This is a genomic window from Streptomyces sp. NPDC004647, assembly GCF_040609575.1.
Taxonomy (GTDB): domain Bacteria; phylum Actinomycetota; class Actinomycetes; order Streptomycetales; family Streptomycetaceae; genus Streptomyces.
The window spans coordinates 1-16224 of sequence record NZ_JBEXKU010000124.1; the positions used below are offsets into that span (position 1 = coordinate 1).

At 68.0% G+C, this 16224-nt stretch carries 13 protein-coding genes and 1 pseudogene; 2 read left to right on the forward strand and 12 right to left on the reverse strand.

Translation table 11 applies throughout. The features are described 5' to 3' along the window. Positions 1 to 127: 127 nt before the first annotated feature. Complete coding sequence (locus ABZW18_RS32090; protein WP_356194396.1) at positions 128 to 1342, reverse strand: MAB_1171c family putative transporter; 1215 nt, start codon at positions 1340 to 1342, stop codon at positions 128 to 130. A gap of 468 nt (positions 1343 to 1810) precedes the next feature. On the opposite strand from ABZW18_RS32090, the gene ABZW18_RS32095 reads away from it, so the two are divergent. After that, positions 1811 to 4987, forward strand: coding sequence for an amidohydrolase family protein (locus ABZW18_RS32095; protein WP_356194398.1), 3177 nt, complete (start codon positions 1811 to 1813; stop codon positions 4985 to 4987). 194 nt (positions 4988 to 5181) lie between these two features. Here the strand turns inward: ABZW18_RS32095 and ABZW18_RS32100 are convergent, their stop codons facing one another. The 7 genes from ABZW18_RS32100 to ABZW18_RS32130 all read right to left on the reverse strand — a co-directional run bounded on the left by ABZW18_RS32100 (position 5182) and on the right by ABZW18_RS32130 (position 11482). Next, positions 5182 to 5886, reverse strand: a complete 705-nt coding sequence (locus tag ABZW18_RS32100) for a 1,4-alpha-glucan branching protein (protein WP_356194401.1) — start codon at positions 5884 to 5886, stop codon at positions 5182 to 5184. A gap of 144 nt (positions 5887 to 6030) precedes the next feature. Continuing rightward, positions 6031 to 7107: a mechanosensitive ion channel family protein gene (locus tag ABZW18_RS32105; protein WP_356194403.1), complete on the reverse strand. Its 1077-nt coding sequence runs from the start codon at positions 7105 to 7107 to the stop codon at positions 6031 to 6033. A 306-nt stretch (positions 7108 to 7413) separates the two neighbouring features. Beyond that, positions 7414 to 8175 carry a DeoR/GlpR family DNA-binding transcription regulator gene (locus ABZW18_RS32110; RefSeq protein WP_356194404.1) on the reverse strand — a complete coding sequence of 254 codons (762 nt, stop codon included), beginning with the start codon at positions 8173 to 8175 and terminating at the stop codon, positions 7414 to 7416. Positions 8176 to 8315: 140 nt separating this feature from the next. Further along, positions 8316 to 9065, reverse strand: coding sequence for an oxygenase MpaB family protein (locus tag ABZW18_RS32115; protein ID WP_356194407.1), 750 nt, complete (start codon positions 9063 to 9065; stop codon positions 8316 to 8318). Beyond that, positions 9062 to 10438, reverse strand: coding sequence for an MAB_1171c family putative transporter (locus tag ABZW18_RS32120; protein ID WP_356194409.1), 1377 nt, complete (start codon positions 10436 to 10438; stop codon positions 9062 to 9064). Before ABZW18_RS32120 ends, ABZW18_RS32115 begins: the two co-directional genes overlap by 4 nt. Further along, positions 10410 to 10979, reverse strand: a complete 570-nt coding sequence (locus ABZW18_RS32125) for a hypothetical protein (RefSeq protein ID WP_356194411.1) — start codon at positions 10977 to 10979, stop codon at positions 10410 to 10412. Before ABZW18_RS32125 ends, ABZW18_RS32120 begins: the two co-directional genes overlap by 29 nt. Before the next feature lie 56 nt (positions 10980 to 11035). Then, a complete protein-coding gene (locus ABZW18_RS32130) occupies positions 11036 to 11482 on the reverse strand; it encodes a helix-turn-helix transcriptional regulator (RefSeq protein WP_356194413.1) in 447 nt (148 codons plus the stop codon). A gap of 737 nt (positions 11483 to 12219) precedes the next feature. Between ABZW18_RS32130 and ABZW18_RS32135 the strand changes: the two genes are divergently transcribed. Next, positions 12220 to 12729 (forward strand): DUF6624 domain-containing protein, encoded by a 510-nt coding sequence (locus ABZW18_RS32135; protein WP_356194415.1) that lies wholly within the window; start codon positions 12220 to 12222, stop codon positions 12727 to 12729. A gap of 276 nt (positions 12730 to 13005) precedes the next feature. On the opposite strand, the gene ABZW18_RS32140 is transcribed toward ABZW18_RS32135, so the two are convergent. The 4 genes and pseudogenes from ABZW18_RS32140 to ABZW18_RS32155 all read right to left on the reverse strand — a co-directional run. Continuing rightward, positions 13006 to 13416 (reverse strand): peptidase inhibitor family I36 protein, encoded by a 411-nt coding sequence (locus ABZW18_RS32140; RefSeq protein WP_356194417.1) that lies wholly within the window; start codon positions 13414 to 13416, stop codon positions 13006 to 13008. A gap of 490 nt (positions 13417 to 13906) precedes the next feature. Further along, a complete protein-coding gene (locus ABZW18_RS32145) occupies positions 13907 to 14341 on the reverse strand; it encodes a lamin tail domain-containing protein (RefSeq protein WP_356194420.1) in 435 nt (144 codons plus the stop codon). Between the two features lie 256 nt (positions 14342 to 14597). After that, positions 14598 to 15458, reverse strand: a complete 861-nt coding sequence (locus tag ABZW18_RS32150; RefSeq protein WP_356194422.1) for a hypothetical protein — start codon at positions 15456 to 15458, stop codon at positions 14598 to 14600. A 667-nt stretch (positions 15459 to 16125) separates the two neighbouring features. After that, a pseudogene (locus tag ABZW18_RS32155) lies at positions 16126 to 16224 on the reverse strand (GPP34 family phosphoprotein); the annotation flags it as partial.

Sequence of the window (16224 nt, forward strand, 5' to 3'; positions counted from 1 at the left end):
TAACGCAACTCCTCTCCCGACATATCGGCCAGGGCAGCGACGGCATGGGCGGCCGACGCGAGGGTGACATGACGGTGCCACCCGCAGAAGGAACGGTGCCGGGACACGGTTCAGTTGTCCGAACGGTTCAGTCTCCGAAGTAGGACACGGTCTCAGAGAACGCGGCAGTGGTTTTGTAGGCACGGGCCACCTGGATCCACCAAATGATTTCTTCGTCGATTCCGGTACCGTCTCGGACTTCTTCATCGTGTTGATGTTCCGTGCCGTTGCTGGGAGGGCGGGTGCCCTGTTGCCAGGCGAGTTTGGCGGTGTGGAGCTGCACTGCTTCGATGAGGGCGGCGAGTTCTGTGCCGGTGAGGCCGACTTTCCGGCCGTGGCTCTCGACTTGTTCTTGGGTTGTGGGGTTGAAGAGGGGGGAGAGGGCCAGGCACCAGTCATTGAGTTCGATGACCATGCGGCGCACGCGGTGGTGTGGGTCGAGCTTCTTGTCCTGGGCGACGATAACGCTGGCCGGTCCTACGGGTTGGAGGGCGTGATGCAGGGATCGGAGGGCGAGAAATGCCTGCCACCGCTTTGTCCAGTCGCGAAAGGCTTCCCAGCGGGGGCCCCACCAGGGAACCAGAAGGGCCGCAGCGAGCATCGGAACGAATAGTGGACCGGCCACGATGACAAAGATTTGCATCACATTTTCCAGTGGGTACGCACTGAACTTAATCGCGATAAAGATCCCGAGCTGTCCCGCTTGGAAGACGCACTTGAAAACACTGGACCAACCATAGAGGGACAGGGCGCGCCGCAACCGTGGCAAACTGGCGTAGTCCTCTGTGCGTGCCCAGGCGAGGCACCAGAAGGACAACATGGAAAACCCCGTCAGCGTGGGTACGGAGTAGAACAAGTAGAAGACGAAGAGCAGAGGTTGTTTTGGTATGTAATGCGAGGCGAAATTTTGGCTTACGCGTTCCTCGGGCACGTCCAACATGGCGAAGAGTGTGACGAGGATGACCACGTTCAGGGCGCAGGCGGCGATGATCCAGCGTACCCGGGGCCATGCCACCTGGGTCGGATAGCGCCAGAATAAGGCTAGCGATACGAATGCTGCCGACGCTCCGCTATGCGCAATACACATCAGCAGAATCGCGATGTTGGGGACGCCGGTTACCTCATTGATGAAGTGCTGGCTGGTCGGCCCACCCACCGCTCGGGGAATTAGGAAGAAGAGGCAGCCGATGCACATGGTCCACAACCTGGCGTTGTCCCAGTTGGCGCGTAAGTGATTGAACTTGTACAGGAAAACGGCCAGGTATATAAGGGTGCTTCCGGCGAAGACGATGTTCAAGGCCAAGAAAGCTCTCCGGCGTTCTTCCCGAGTGTCAAGAATTCTCTTGTCGGTATTCCACGGTGCTTGACTCGCGAATCTTGCTCTCGGTGGGGATGGGCAAGGTCTGTGTGGACTTGCTTACCGACATAGCGTCACATTCGTGGAGAATTTCTCTAATGGGCTCCGATCGGCGGTATGGTTTGGCGGTGCCGCATGCTATCTGCATGAATGTGGTGCAGCAATGGCCTTGTCGAGGGTTTTCGAGCCCGCTGTGCACGACGCAGGAGCCGGACGGACGCCTGTTCTGGCTGCGTGGCCGGCTTGTCCAGAAGCCCGTGCTGCGGATCGTGCATTCCAGATATGCGTCGCTCAAGTTCGAATAGTCTGTCAAGTTTACGTTTACGCATCAACCACTGCGCGGGGCTGCCAGAGGTCCGCGATCACCTCTTATCGTCGGGCGAGTCGATGTGATCCAGGAAAGGTGAGTGGCTGGTGGGACTCGAGTTCGGGTTAACGCGACGGACGCTGGTCAAGCGCAGTGGCCAGGCCGTGGGAGGCGCGGGGGCCGCGTGGCTGAGCGGCGGTGCGGCCGGTACGGCGGCGGAGGCATGGGCCGCCGCTCCGGACGCCGCCCCCGTGGAGCGGATCACGGTCACCGAGGCGACCAACGCCTCGGCCGTACTCTCCTCGGACGGCCGGACCATCGTCCTCGACCTGCTGGGTCTCCTCTGGACGCTCCCCGCCACCGGCGGCGACGCCGTCCGCCTCACCGGTATCGAGCAGGAGGCGACCGTGCCCGACTTATCGCCCGACGGCACGCGCATCGTCTTCCAGTCCTACGCCGACGGCAACTTCCACCTGTGGCTCATGAACGCCGACGGAACGGGCAGCCCCCGCCGCCTCACCTCCGGCACAGCCGACCACCGCGAGCCGCAATTCTCCCCGGACGGCGAGCGGATCGCGTACGCCGCCGAGACCGACGCCGGCCGCTACGCCGTCCACGTCCTGGACCTGGCCAGCGGCAGGACCCAGGTCTGGACGCAGGGCGACGGCCAGGAGGCGCAGCCGGCCTGGACCCCGGACGGCTCGGCCATCGCCTTCACCACTGGCACGGCCGACGCCCCGCGGGCCATCGACCTCGTGGACGCATCCGGAGCGCGCCGCACCCTCGCCACCGTCTCCGAGGGGCGGGTCGCCGGGCCCTCCTTCTCCCCGGACGGTGCCCGCCTCGCCTACGTCCATCTCACCCCGGCCCGGACCTCGCTCGTCGTCGACGGCGAGAGCGTCACCGGCCAGGACGAGGGGGACGAGGAGGACGTCTTCCCCTTCGCCGCCCGCTGGATCTCCGATGACGAGCTGCTGTACACGGCCGGCGGGAGGCTGCGCCGCCGCACTCTCGGCGGCCGGGTGCGCGACATACCGTTCGCCGCCCGGCTCACCGTGCCCCGGGTCGCCGAGCGGCCCAGCGCGCGCGACTTCGACTCCACCGCACGGCGGGAGGTCAAGGGCATCCTGAGTCCGGCGCTCTCCCCGGACGGCGCCCGGGTGGCGTTCGCCGCCCTCGGCGACATCTGGATCATGCGGCGCGGCGCCGTGCCCAAGGCCGTCGTCTCCGACGGGCACCGCAACACCGCCCCCGCCTGGGCGCCGGACGGCCGCGCCCTCGTCTACAGCAGCGACCGTGGCGGCACTCCCGGCCTGTGGCTGCACGATCTGGACAGCGGTGAGCAGCGGAGGCTGACCGGCCCCGAACTCAGCGCGGACGCGCCCGCGTTCAGCCCGGACGGCCGCACCGTCGCGTTCGTCGGCAACGGTGCGACCCTGCACACCGTGGAGGTCGCCAACGGGAACCTCCGCAAGGTCGCCGGACCGTTCTTCGCCCCGGGCCGGCCCAGCTTCACCGCAGATGGCCGGCGGATCGCCGGCGCCGTCGTCGTCCCGGTCACGCCGCGCTTTCGCGAGGGCCGCAACCAGATCCTCACCGTGGACCTGGACAGCGGTGAGGCCCACTACTCCGAGCCCGTCCCCGGGGCCTCGCTCGACGGCCGCTTCGACAGCGGACCCGTCCACTCGCCCGACGGCACGTCGATGGCGTGCGTCATCGGCGGCACCTTGCGGGTCGTACCCATCGACGCTGCCGGCCGCCCGACCGGTCCCGCCCGGCAGGTGGGGGACGAGACCGCCGACGCCCCCAGCTGGAGCGGCGACTCGCGCTCACTGCTCTACCTCTCCAACGGGCGGCTGCGCCTTACCGACGCCGTCGGCGGCCGGGTCCGGGCGGTGCCCGTGAAGCTCACCTGGCGCCCGACCAGGCCGACCGGCCGCACGGTGATCCAGGTCGGCGCCCTGTGGGACGGTACCGGCCCGCGGCTGCGCCGCGACGTCGACATCACCCTGGAGGGCCACCGCATCGCGGCCGTCACCCCGCGCGGCACGGGCGCTTCCCGGCCCGGTGACCGGATCGTCGACGCCCGCCACCTGACCGCCATGCCCGGCCTCATCTCCGTCCACGAGCACGGTCCCTGGCCCCGCAACGACACCTCCCGCCTGTGGCTCTCCTTCGGCATCACCTCCCTCCGCTCTCCGGGCACGGCGCACTACGCCGCCGTGGAGGCCAAGGAGGCGGTCGAGTCCGGACGCCGCACCGGGCCGCGGGTCTTCGCCGCCGGCGACCTGATCGAGGGGTCACGCGTCTCCTACAACGTCGTCCGCAGCGTCACCGGCACCGACGGGATCCAGCGCGAGATCAGCAAGGCGAAGGCCCTCGGCCACGACATGGTCAAGACCTACGTCCGGCTGCCGTACGCGCTCCAGCGCAAGGTCATCGAGGCCGCCCACGAGTTGGGCCTGCCCACCAGCTCCCACGACCTGTTCGGCCCGCTCGGACTCGGCGCGGACGGAGTGGAGCACATCGGGGGCACCAGCCGCTACGGGCGCCGCCAGAAGGAGACCTGGCTCTGCCGCTCCTACCAGGACGTCACCGAGCCCCTGATCCGCTCCGGCCTCGCTTTCACCCCGACCCTCGGCCTCCCCGCGACCGACGGGTCGAGCCTGCTGCCGGGGCTGTACCGGCACGCCGAGCGGGCCCTTGACGACCCGCGGCTGACCGGGCTGATGGCCGCCACGGAGTACGAGATCTTCCGCAAGGGGGTCGAGAGGGCACGCGCCGAGGAGCCGACGGTCGCGCTCGCCCTCCTCAGGCAGAACGGCGAGACGGTCAGCCGCATGATCGGCAGCGGCGCGAACGTCGTCATCGGCACCGACAGCTCGCTGGTTCCCGCAGCGGTCACCTACCACCTCAACCTCCAGGCGCTGGTGCGCTACGGCGCCAGCCCGTACGACGCGCTGCGCTGCGCCACCGCGCACGGGGCGCGGGCCCTGGGGCTGTCCGCTCACCTCGGCACCGTCCGGCCGGGCAGCCTCGCCGACCTGGCCCTGGTCGAGGGCGACCCGCTGACGGACATCGCGGCGGCCGCGGCGGTCCGGCAGGTCGTCGCCGACGGGACGGTGCATAGCGTCGACGGCCTCCTCGCCGAGGCCGCCGAAGCCGCTCCGGCCCCGAAGGCCGCTCCGGTGCGGAACGCCGTGCTGCCCGAGGTCCCGCAGGCGCCCGCCCGCGATGCCTACTGGTGGCACCGCGAGCAGCACGCGCCGCGCTCCTGCTGCTGATGCTGCTGATCGACGGCCGACGGCCAGGGCCGCCCGCGCGGCGCGCGTCACAGCACTCGGCTCGGAGTAGGGGCATCGGGGTACCTGTTGCCGCAGTACGGCCGGACGGTGCGGGGCGCGCTTTGAGAGCTCGCGTTCAGTCATGCAGGTCTCCTGGATACGAGAGACCCACCTGTCAATAACGTCCGTCGGTTTCAGACCTGGGGCGCTGCGTCCCGAAGGACAACGAACAGGTCGCGGCTCTCGCCGCCATCCGGCATGCGCCAACCAGCAGTGACGTATCCCTGGGCCTCGGTCGTGTGGGTGCGGGGAGCCCGCCGGTCCTGTTGGAGAACGCGCGTAATGTGCATGGCGAGATGTCCCGCCGGCTCGGTGTTCAGCTTGGCTTCTGCCTTGGTTTCGACGACGAGGTGGGTGCCGTGTGACCCGTTCGCGATGGCCGTCGACCCGATCACGGTCGGGAAGCCGACTCCGGCGAAGTAGGTAGTGACGGAGGAGTCGGTGGTGTTGGTCGCGCTCTGCGCCTGCGGCTCGGCGCGGCCCTGGAGGAGCGCGAGCAACTGAGCGACGAGAACTGGGTCGTGAGCCCCGTCGTACACCCACCGCCGTCCCAGCACCCCGTGGTCGGACGTGCCGATGAGGGCCTGACCGGCTCCGTCGAGTGGTGCCCCGCGGTAACTGAGCGGTACATGGTACGAGACCGGTCGATCGTCTGACTCGTCGGTGACCACCATGAACTCGATCCCCACCTCGCCTTGCGGGTCATCAAGCCGAAAGCCGCCGGCCTTGGACAGTTCCGGCTCGCGCTCCGCGCCGATGTACCACGGCTGCGTGGGAAGCCAGGATGCAAGAAGCTCCAGCTTGCCGGGCTTCATTGTGGTGTTGTGGATGACAGCCATACCTCATGAACGCTTTCCGTCGGCGTGGGCTTCCCCGGCCGGCCCTTTCATCGGCGTCATGTGCCGGCCCACGTGGGCAGCTGCCGGCCCACGTGGGCAGCGCTCGCGGGCGCACGGCACGGCCGACGTCAACGGCCCCCGCCCCTACGGCACCGGCTCCGACGCTCCGCGCTGGTGCGGTATCGCGATCTCGCCCGACTGCTGCAGTGCCACGGTCCGCGCCGGGGAGGGAATCCTGATGCCCTCGGTCCGGTACCGCTGGTGCAGGCGCTTGATGAACTCGTGCTTGATCCGGTACTGGTCGCTGAACTCGCCGACCCCCAGGATCACCGTGAAACTGATTCTGGAGTCCCCGAACGTGTGGAAGCGGACGGCCGGTTCATGGTCGGGGACACCGCCGGTGATGTCTTTCATCACGCTTTCGACGACCTCGGTGGTGACCCGCTCGACGTGCTCGAGGTCGCTGTCGTAGCCGACTCCCACCTGCACCATGATCGACAGCTGCTGTTCCGGCCGGTTGAAGTTGGTCATGTTGGTGCCGGCCAGTTGGGCGTTGGGGATGATCACCAGGTTGTTGGAGAGATCGCGCACCACGGTGTTGCGCCAGTTGATGTCGACGACATAACCCTCCTCGCCGCTGCTGAGCCGGATGTAGTCACCGGGCTGCACCGTCTTCGAGGCGAGGATGTGCACGCCCGCGAAGAGATTGGCGAGGGTGTCCTGCAGTGCCAGGGCGACCGCGAGACCGCCCACACCCAGCGCGGTGAGCAGAGGGGCGATGGAGACGCCCAGAGTCTGCAACACGACGAGGAAGCCCATCGCCAGCACCACGACGCGCGTGATGTTGACGAATATGGTGGCCGATCCGGCCACGCCGGATCTGGACTGCGCCAGGGACTTCACCAGACCGGTGATCACCCGGGCCGCGGTCACCGTGACGACCAGGATGAGCAGCACGGTCAGCGTCTGGTTGACGCTGTGTCCGACACTCTCCGTCAGCGGAAGCGCCGCGGTCGCCGCCGCCAGGCCGGCGGCTATCGTCGCCCAGGGCACTATGGCCCGCAACGCGTCGACGATGACGTCGTCCCCGCTCCACCGTGTCCTGCGCGCGTGCGTTCCCAGCCACCGCAGAGCCGCTCGCAGCAGCAGGCCCGCCGCGATACCGGCGGCCAGCGCGGCCCCGGCGACGATCAAGTCGTGCAGTGTGAATGCGCGGTTCACCGGCCGACTCCCGCTGCCCGGGGGAGCGGTCCTGCTGCGAGACGGATGTGATGTGCCGTCACCTTGCCACCTGCTTGTCTCTAGTGAGTGCGAATAAGCGAATACGTCGAGACGTACGTGGACGACCCGACGCGATCTGCCATCCTGCCGCACGCGGTTCGGCATGCAGCGGGTGGCTCAGGAGAGGATCCCTGCCTGACCGCCTCCTGTGGCTGAGATGACCGCTCTCCGGATCGTTGGTGCGCCTGGGTGAGTAGCGAATGGCCCCTCGTCCGGGGACTGCGAATCAGCCGCGCGCCGGACTGCTCACACCCTGATGACCTGGGGGCCCAGCAGCGAATAGCGCTGGGCCGCCGTCGAGGAGAGGGAGGTGCTGGTGACAATGGCCTCGAAATCCCGCACCTCGGCGAACCTGCAGAAACTGGCCGCGCCGAACTTGGTGTGGATCCCCGAGAAGACCCGGCGCCGAGCCGACTTCACGGCCTGCGCCTTGACTTGGCCGACGGCCGGATCGGGGGTGGTCAGCCCGTACTCGCAGGAAATGCCGTTCGCCCCGACGTATGCCAGATCGATCACGAAACCGGCCAGCATCCCGGTCGCCCAGTGATCCACCGTGGCCATTGTGCCGCCCCGCACCCGCCCGCCCAGCATCAGCACCTGCGTATTGTCCCGCCCGCCCAGAACGCCCGCGGTGGTGAGCGAGGCTGTGATCACGGTCAGCGGCCGGTCCTGGGGGAGTGCCTCCGCGATCAGCTGCGGGGTGAAGCCCTCGTCGACGAAGACCGTCTCCGCGTCCCCCAGCAGTTCGACGGCGGCCGCCGCGATCCGGGCCTTCTGCGGTACGTGCCGGGTGGTGCGGACTGCGAGCGTCGTCTCGTACCCCGCGCTCTCCACGGGGTACGCACCGCCGTGCCTACGCCGCACCTGCCCGTGCTCCTCCAGCACGCGCAGATCCCGCCGTACGGTCTCCGGCGAGATGGCCAAGTCCGTAGCCAACGCGGCGACTTCGACCGATCCTCTGCGTCGCGCGAGCATGAGGATCTCACGTCGGCGTTCACTGGCTTCCACGGCAGAATCTTCTGCCAACGCGGTGCTACTGACCAGTATGTTTGTAGCCAGAACCTATCCGAATGGGCCCCGATCAAGCCCCGAACGGGGTCCGGATCGGCCGGAATCGAGCAGCCGCGGCTGCCTCCGTAGCGCCTGGGTCAGCGGTTCGGCCCACGGTGACGGTGCCGTCTGCGCAGCCGGCTCGCCCGCCATCGCAAGGCCGCTCCGACCAGGCCCCGGACTGCAGACGGCGGCGGTTCGACACCGAATGCCACCAGCATTCGCTCGTCGAGCAGCGCGTCCGAGGCCGCCCGCACAGGCGCGGTCGGCAGACGGGGGAACCGGTCGGCCAGCAGCCCCCGGGTCGCGTCCAGCAGAGCCCGGCCTTCCGCCGTGTTCGCGAAACGGCGCTCCTCGAACTCGTCCATCCAGGTGGCGAGCGCCGTGTACGAGCCGGGCACCCCCTTGATGCCCATCCGCTGAGCCAGTCCGGCGTAGAAGTCGAACGCCGCGTCCTTCTCCGCCTCGGTGGTCGACCGCCAGCTGCGCGCGTCGATCCACCGCAGGGGAGCGACGCAGAACGCCGCCAATACGTAGACGAACTCCTCGTCGCCCACCGGCAGATGGGCGTGCAGCCTGTTCAGCAGGGCGACCGTCTCGCGCCCCGTCGGATGGTCCAGGCCGTGCTCGATGAGCGTGTACATCACCGCGCCCGTGGCCTTGGCCCGTGCCTTGGGGCGCCCGGTCATCTTGCCCGTGCCGGTCAGTACCCGGGCGATGGCGGGTACGGCGAAGGTGCGGTAGAAGCCCAGGTTCAGGCCGAGCCTGAGATCCTCGGGAAAGTCCACGACGGCCAGGCGCCGGTACGTGGCGTGGGCGCGCCGCTCCTGCTCGGCGGTCAGGTTCACGGTGCCTCCACCGGCTCGGTGCGGCGCAGCGCCTCACTGACCGCTGGGCTGCTCAGCGCGCGGGCGATGCGTACCAGCCGGTCGCGTTCGGCGCGTTGGTCCGCCGGTTCCTGCGCGGGAACCGGCGGGGGTGCCGGCGGGGTGAGGTGGTCGGGCTCAGCGGGACGGGACACCGGGCTGTGGGTGAGAGCCTCGGCGACGGCGTCGGGTACCGCCTCCACGGGCATTCCGTGCGCGACGACCTCGCGGGCGATGCGGTCCAGTTCGGCCCTCCGGGACCGGATCGCGCCGCGCAGGGCGGCCGCGGCACCGGCGGCCTCGGCCTCTTCCTCGGACTGCCCCTGCTCGAGGACGAGGGCGGCAGCGGTGTCGGCCACCAGCGGGTCTTCCCACATACGCATCGCCAGTTGGGCGTCGCGGATCTCGGCCGTACAGCGGCTGAGCCGCCACTTCAGGTCGCGGACGGCGAAGAGGTGGTTGAGCTTGGGCGGTACCGGGTCGAGCAGGATGTTGTCGTCGGCTTCGGCCGCTGCGAGCCAGAGCGGGCGGAGCGCGATGTAGGCGTTGCGGCGTTCCTGCCATGCGCGGAGTGCAGGAAGGACAAAACCCACGCACATCAGCATGGCGCCGATCGTTGCGAACATCGGCCCGGCCACGGTGGAGAGCACATCCAAGTCGCGCCTGCCCTGGAGTGCCGCGCCGATGGCTACGACCTTGCACAGGACGTAGCCGAGGGCGACCTGGCAACCGGACGCGATCAGCCGCACTCCGGTGCGGACCGCCACGCGCTCCGGATCGCGTGCGGCGAGCTCGTCGGCGTGCCGCCAGCAGGCCTGGGCGATTCCGAGCAGCGCGTACGCGTAACTGCCCTGGTAGACGAAGAGGAATACGGCGACCGGGGGCTGGGCCGCGTAGAAGGTGTCGAAGTCGAGCGGGTGGGGGCGGCCGGGGAGGTACCCGCTCGCTGCGGCGTAGCCGAACAAGCAGATCATCGTCAGCAGCAGCGCCGCGTAGACCGCCAGACGGCGGGTGACCCGCGTCCCGGCGATGGACCACGTCTCGGCCGGATCGGAGGTCATCGTGGTCCACAGCAGCGCCAAGCCCTGCGCGGAGGCGCTGAAACAGGTGATGAAGCCGTAGACCAGCAGTGTGGCGAGATTGGGAATGCCCGTCACTGAGCCGATGAGCTCGTACGCCGCGGGTGTGGCTGAGAGGAAGGCCAGAGCGACGAAGGCGTGGCAGGCGCAGGAGAACGCCAGCTGCGCGGACCGTGCCTCTCGCCAACCGCGCAGCTTGAACGCAAGGGCAGCCCCGATGACCAGAGCCGCGCCGAGGTAGGCCGCATCAAACACGTCCGCCCCAGGTGTGCTCAAGGGCGGGGGACACCCAGGTGGCTGCCTGGGCGGGGGTGGCGGCGTGGGCGGCGAGATGCTGTTTGAGGAGCGTGCCGTGGATCTCGGCTTCGCGCTCCGGAGGGTTGTCGTAATGGGAGCGTCCGAGCATCCGGGCGACGGTGCTCTCGCTGAGGATCCGCGTCGGCGGCACGGGCTCGGTCATGGTCTCGTCGCCGATGTCGATGCACTCGTGGCCGCCGACCAGATGGCCCAGTTCATGGCAGATGATGTGCATCTGATGCCAGTAACTGGTGTTCTCCTGATAGGTGATCCAGTAGGTGCCGTTCCGCAGTTCGCACTGCCCGGAGACCTCGCGCGGATCGAGATTCCTGGGAACGAGCTTGATGGGTTGTCCGAGTCGCTCGGCGATGTGCGCGACCAGGACGTGGATGTCACTGGTGGGGGGAAGTTCCAGCTCGGCCAGTCGCCGCTCGCAGCGCTTGCGGACTGCCTTGGTGTGCATACCGCCTGTGATCCGCACGCCCTCTTCACCGTCCCTGGAGGGTATCTGCCATGCCATGTGCCGCTCTGGAGGCATCTCCTGAAGGGGTATGGCACCCCCCGTGGCAGTACCGCTCATGCTGTCCTTTGCTCGTCATCATCCGGATCCGTCGGAAGGCCCGCTGCCTTGCGGTACTCATCGATGATCTGCTCGACGGCGGCCTGCATCGCCGCGGGCAGTCCGGCCGATCGGCGCAGGATCCGCCGGGCCCGGTGGTCACGGATCGCGGCCAAGTCTGCCAATTCGGCCTGGACTTGGGCGGCGATCTCGTCATTACGGAAGAAGTCCAGGGGTACGCCGAAGAAACCGGCCAGCCGCGCCGCGGTCTCCAGTGAGGGCCTGTTACGGCCTGTGCGCAGATAGCCGATCGCGGTGGTGCTGAGGCCGGTGGCCCGCGCGACCTCTCCGTTGGTGTACGGGCGGCCCTGCGAAGCGGGGTACATGTGCGCGAAGAGATGCTCCAGGCGTTCAGCGAATCGCTCGGACGCGAGATCGGCTGCGCCCGCGCTGGTGTCGCCCATGTGGAAGAACCCCCGGCTGTTTTGCGCTTGTGGATCGCAGTCCGCAAGCAGTATGCCCAGCTGCGGCTGTCTCCGCCACCTCAGGCAACAGATGTTGCTCTCCGAGACCCTGCTGGCCCGGTGTGATTGGCAGCGGGTCGATGCTTGAACGCTACAGCTATTAACAACAGTTGACACGTCCGAGTTGCCCGAGCAATGATCAGAGCTCTGCTGCTGTGACTGCGGGCTCGGGCCGGCTGATGGTGTCCGGCCGGCTCCCGCACGCCGCCGCACCACCCCGAATGTCGGCGGGGAGGGGTCGCACCCCTATGGACAACTCCGACGTACCTGGCGGTGGAGCCACGGACGGCCTCGCCGTTGGCCGCTCGCCGGAGCGGGGCCGGACGGGGGTCTGCCCCGCTCCGGCCGACACAGCCGAGGAACACCGTCCCGGAACCCGGGGACGAGCGGGACCATCGCTCGCGGGGCGGCCGGCCGTGAGCGATGGAGCGTGAGCCGGCGCCGAGCCGTGCCCTGCGGTCCGCGGTAAGCCCCTCCGGCTTTGACGGAGCAGTCCGACTGTGGTTACGGACATGACGCGCTGGGCCAGATATGGCTGGGCTGTTCCGGGTGTAGATCCAGTATCCCTGCACAGGGCCGCGTCTGTCACCGTTCTTCGGAATGATCTTCATGGCGGCGTGCGCCGTTAGCGTTGACGGTCCGACACGAGGAGCGCTGACCCGACCCCTGGAGTGAGAGTGAGGCACGACAGCGTTGCCGCATTGGCGGCGGAGCTTGTGAGCATGGCTGCGGCGGACCATGAAACCTCAATCTGCGCGAACAGCGAGGACCCTGCTGAGCAGTTGGCGTGGCGTCGTCTGACCGCACAGCACGGTGACCGGCTCAACGAGATCATGGATGAGTACGGCTGGCCGACGGCGCAGCTCGTCGGTGATGCTGCTGCGCGTGGCGCATGGCTGATTGCGCAGCACGCCGACCGGCAGCTCGATGTGCAGCGGCGCGCGGTTCACATGATGGAACAGGCGGTGGCCGCAGGCACCGCCGGGTCTCGCGAACTGGCCTTCCTGCGCGACCGGGTGCTGGTGAACGACGGGCGCAAGCAGATCTACGGCACACAGATCGCCGGGGTGAAGGACGGTTCGCCCGTTCCGTGGCCCTGCCGAGATCCCGAGCGCATGAACGAGCTGCGGGCGGAAGTCGGCATCGAGCCCTTTGCCGAGTACGTCGCCACATTCTCCATGACCTGACGCGACGTTCACGGACCCGTCCGGCGGATCACGCTCCGCGGCCGCAACAACAAGTGCGCCGTGCCCCGAGTGAATCGTGGCACGGCGCAAGCGGTCCCTATGCGGTTCGTCTCTTGCTCAACCGGCTGCTCGACCGGCTCGACGGGCTCAACCAGAGGCTTGCGAGAGCCCTGCGGTGACAGAATCTTCCTGTCGGATGCCGAGTCGTCATCGCACCCAGCCCGTCCCCCTCCGCCCCTTGTGCGTGGGGGCGGCGGCGCGGTCGTTCAACTCGTGTCAGCAGGCCCACTTGTGGGAGCGGAGGAAGTACCCCTGTCCGCTATTGCCCACGAAGTTCCCCTTACCGCCCCTCGCGGTGCAGCCCCCACGGCTGCCTCCGTAGTTCGCGCCCGTGTAGTACGACACCGAGGCGCCGGAGGTCCCGTTGTTGAATACCGACTGCGCCCTCTTGCTGCTGGACCAGGAACATCGGATGGAGCCGCCCCGCCAGTCGGGGTCGTCGCCGGACCAGTAACACATCTGGCCTGTCCCGTTGTCGCCCGTCCAGAAGCAGACGTGTTGGCTCGGGCAGTCGGACCAGCCGGCCGGTGCTGCCTGCGCCGTCCCTGGCATGGTCAGTCCAGCGACGGCCGCGACCGCGGCGAATCCGCCGATCACACGCGTACGTAACTTGCCCCTCTTTCGCATGCTAAGACTCCTCTCGCGCAACGTTGTTGGCGGCTTCACGATTCCATCAGCGAGACTGGCCGCGGCAGCTCAAAAGGCGCCAACCCGGCCTGGCACGAGCGCGGCCGGGGACTTCCAGTCATCCTTCGAAAGTGACCGTTGAGCCATGAGGGCAGGCCACGTTACTGCGACCATCTCGGGTCATGAGAATCGAATGGAATGGCAGAGGCCCGCTGTCGGCGTGACACCAGCGAACGCACGGGCGACGTGCTGAGAGTGCCCAATGAGGTTGCGGGATGGCTCAATGCGCTCGGGATCAGCCGGGTGGCCGTAGCGCTTCGCGGCTGCGTGAGCTACCCCTGAGCCTGATGCAGCGATGCAACGATGCAACAGGGCATCCAGCGGGAGGTGTTCCCGGGGTCGTGATGGGCTGAAGTCCTCGGGCGACAACTCTCTGAGGACGCGGTCCCCGCCCTCCCGGTTGGGAGAGCGGGGGCGGGGTGCGGTCAGCTCAGCATATTTTGGAGTCGTAGCGCGAGGAGTTGTAGGAGCAGGTGTCGACGGTGGTGCCGGTCGACTTCCGCAGCGTGGCCTTGTCGCTCGTGTTGTTCCACACGTACCAGGAGCGGTTCTGGTAGCGGGTGTACGTCGTGTTGCTGCCCTTGCCGGTGCGGATGGTGACGGTCTTCCCGGCTCCGACCGTGTACGTGCCGAACGTGTACTTGTGCCGTGAGGCGTCCGTCAGCGTCCAGCCCTTGAGGCTGACGGCCCGGCCGGTGGAGTTGCGGATCTGGACATACTCGGCGTTCACGCTGGAGTTGCCCCCGCGGTCCGAGCCCGGGCTGTCGTAGTAGATCTTGTACAGGTGGACGGAGCCGGCGGCCTCCGCATGGGCGGGTAGCAGTACGGCGGTGGCCAGGCCGGCAGCCGTAACAGCTGCGGCCATGGTGCGGGCACGCTTCAAAATGGTCCCCCCTCGGGACTGGCCGCGCAGGTGTTCGCGCGGCGAGGTGGACCACAGTATGGAAGTGGATGCTTTGTGCCACTGGATGTTACGAAACCAGGACATGAGCGGAAGTGATGGCTGCGGGCACTGCGTGGATGCCAGGGTCTCGCCCGGTGGCCATCACCCGATGACCACCGGGCCCCGCACGCGCACCAGGTTCCGTCCCGATGGGCGCCATGTACCCGTACGGAAGGGGTCAGCTCCTGCTGAAGCGGTACGTCTTGCTGTCGGTGATCACGCAGAAGCCGGGGGAGATGACGATGACCCGCAAGGTGCCGCTGCGCCGGTCGTAGTCGATGCCCTCGGTCTCGAAGTCGCCCGAACAGGAGCTCCGCAGGGGGAGTTGGCGCAGTGCGGTCACGTGGCCCGTGACGTCCGCGCCGGACAACTCGGTGGGGAGGTCCACCTGGAGGAGGGGCTTGGTGATGCCGAAGAGCGAGCCCTCCGGGTCGTCGGAGGAGCACAGCAGTGTGGTCGCGCTGGAGAAGTCGCAGCCCTGTATGTCGCGCACGGCGTGGTCCAGCTTGATGGAGAAAGCGTGGGGAAGGTCCGCCGAGGGCGAGGTGCCGGCGTTGACTCCAGGGGTGGGGAAGACCAGGAGCCGGTCCATGGTGCCCCACTCGCCGGACACCATCCACTGCCCGTTCGGCGTGATCGTGGCGAACGAATTGTTCGGCGCTTCGCCGGGCGCGAGCGCGTGGACGTACTCCGACCAGTTGCCGTCCGGAGCCTGTACGCGGAACATTTTGGCGGTGCCGGAATCCCGCTGATACGGCTCGATGTAATAGCCGTTGTAGGACGCGTCCGGGTCGCCGACGTGGTTCCAGCCCCGGCTACTGACGCTGGACGGGATGGTTCCGATCCCGGTGTAGCGGTTCGGGCTGCCTGCGGGGACCTCGACCGAGGTCAGACCCTGGCTTTCGGTCAGCGGATCCGCGCGGTCCGAGCCCGCTTCCGTCCACGTGTCCGCCGCAGTCGCCGGCGCCGCGCATAAGGCTGCGGTGGCAGATGCGGCGATCACCGTGGTGAGGATGCTTTGACAACGTTGCCATCTCATGTGCCGACTCCTTTTGGTTGCGCAGGGAGGGTGGAACGGCACACAGCCTGGCAGAAAAGTCGGTCATGTACAGACCAATTCGCAGACGAGAAAGCGGCGGGCAGGCAGCCGCTGCAGGGCAGCCTGTGCACGGCAGGGCCGTGCGCCACGGGCCGGCGGAATGTCAACTGGCAGGCCGAGGTGGGCGGTGGCTTCGTCGAGGTGCTCCGCCAAGGGTTGGCCATCGAGGATGGTGTCCATGACCCGCCTGGCCTGGATCAGCGAGACCGGGGCCCAGGAGACCGAGGCCCGGAGGACATCGCTGTAGCTCGGGCCACCGACGGAATTGGTCTACCTGCGGCTTTGTGGGATCCAATCGGGTGGGGATCCCGTGCTGATGTCGTCGGATTCCCTGGAGAGGGACCCCTGACCGATGTCGCCGAGAGCCCGGTGGACCGAGGGCGTTCCACGACGGGGGACACTCTCGTGGCGAAGCTTCGGCTGTGCCGCTTGCGCCTCCAGGACGAGCTTATCCGGCAGCCTGGCGTATCCGGCAGCGCGGGTCTTGCTCACCTGCTGGTGCCGGATGAGCCGTGGGAGCTGTTCCACGGGGGTGGTGCCGCCCACCGACGTGATACGTCCGGGCGCCCGTGATCACGGTGGCGGCGACCATCGCCACGTGCGGTCGTCATTCGCCCCGCCAAATGTTGTCGAAGGCCGCCTCCTCGATGGCTCGCCGTTGCCGCTCGGCCTCCAGTTCCCTCAACGCGTCATTGACGGCGGCGAG

Bases quoted from the DNA above. Each gene is read 5' to 3' on its own strand.
- ABZW18_RS32145 (WP_356194420.1), bottom strand. From the start codon at position 14,341: ATGGCCGCAGCTGTTACGGCTGCCGGCCTGGCCACCGCCGTACTGCTA.
- ABZW18_RS32100 (WP_356194401.1), bottom strand. From the start codon at position 5,886: ATGGCTGTCATCCACAACACCACAATGAAGCCCGGCAAGCTGGAGCTT.
- ABZW18_RS32130 (WP_356194413.1), bottom strand. From the start codon at position 11,482: ATGGGCGACACCAGCGCGGGCGCAGCCGATCTCGCGTCCGAGCGATTC.
- ABZW18_RS32140 (WP_356194417.1), bottom strand. From the start codon at position 13,416: ATGCGAAAGAGGGGCAAGTTACGTACGCGTGTGATCGGCGGATTCGCC.
- ABZW18_RS32125 (WP_356194411.1), bottom strand. From the start codon at position 10,979: ATGGCATGGCAGATACCCTCCAGGGACGGTGAAGAGGGCGTGCGGATC.
- ABZW18_RS32150 (WP_356194422.1), bottom strand. From the start codon at position 15,458: ATGAGATGGCAACGTTGTCAAAGCATCCTCACCACGGTGATCGCCGCA.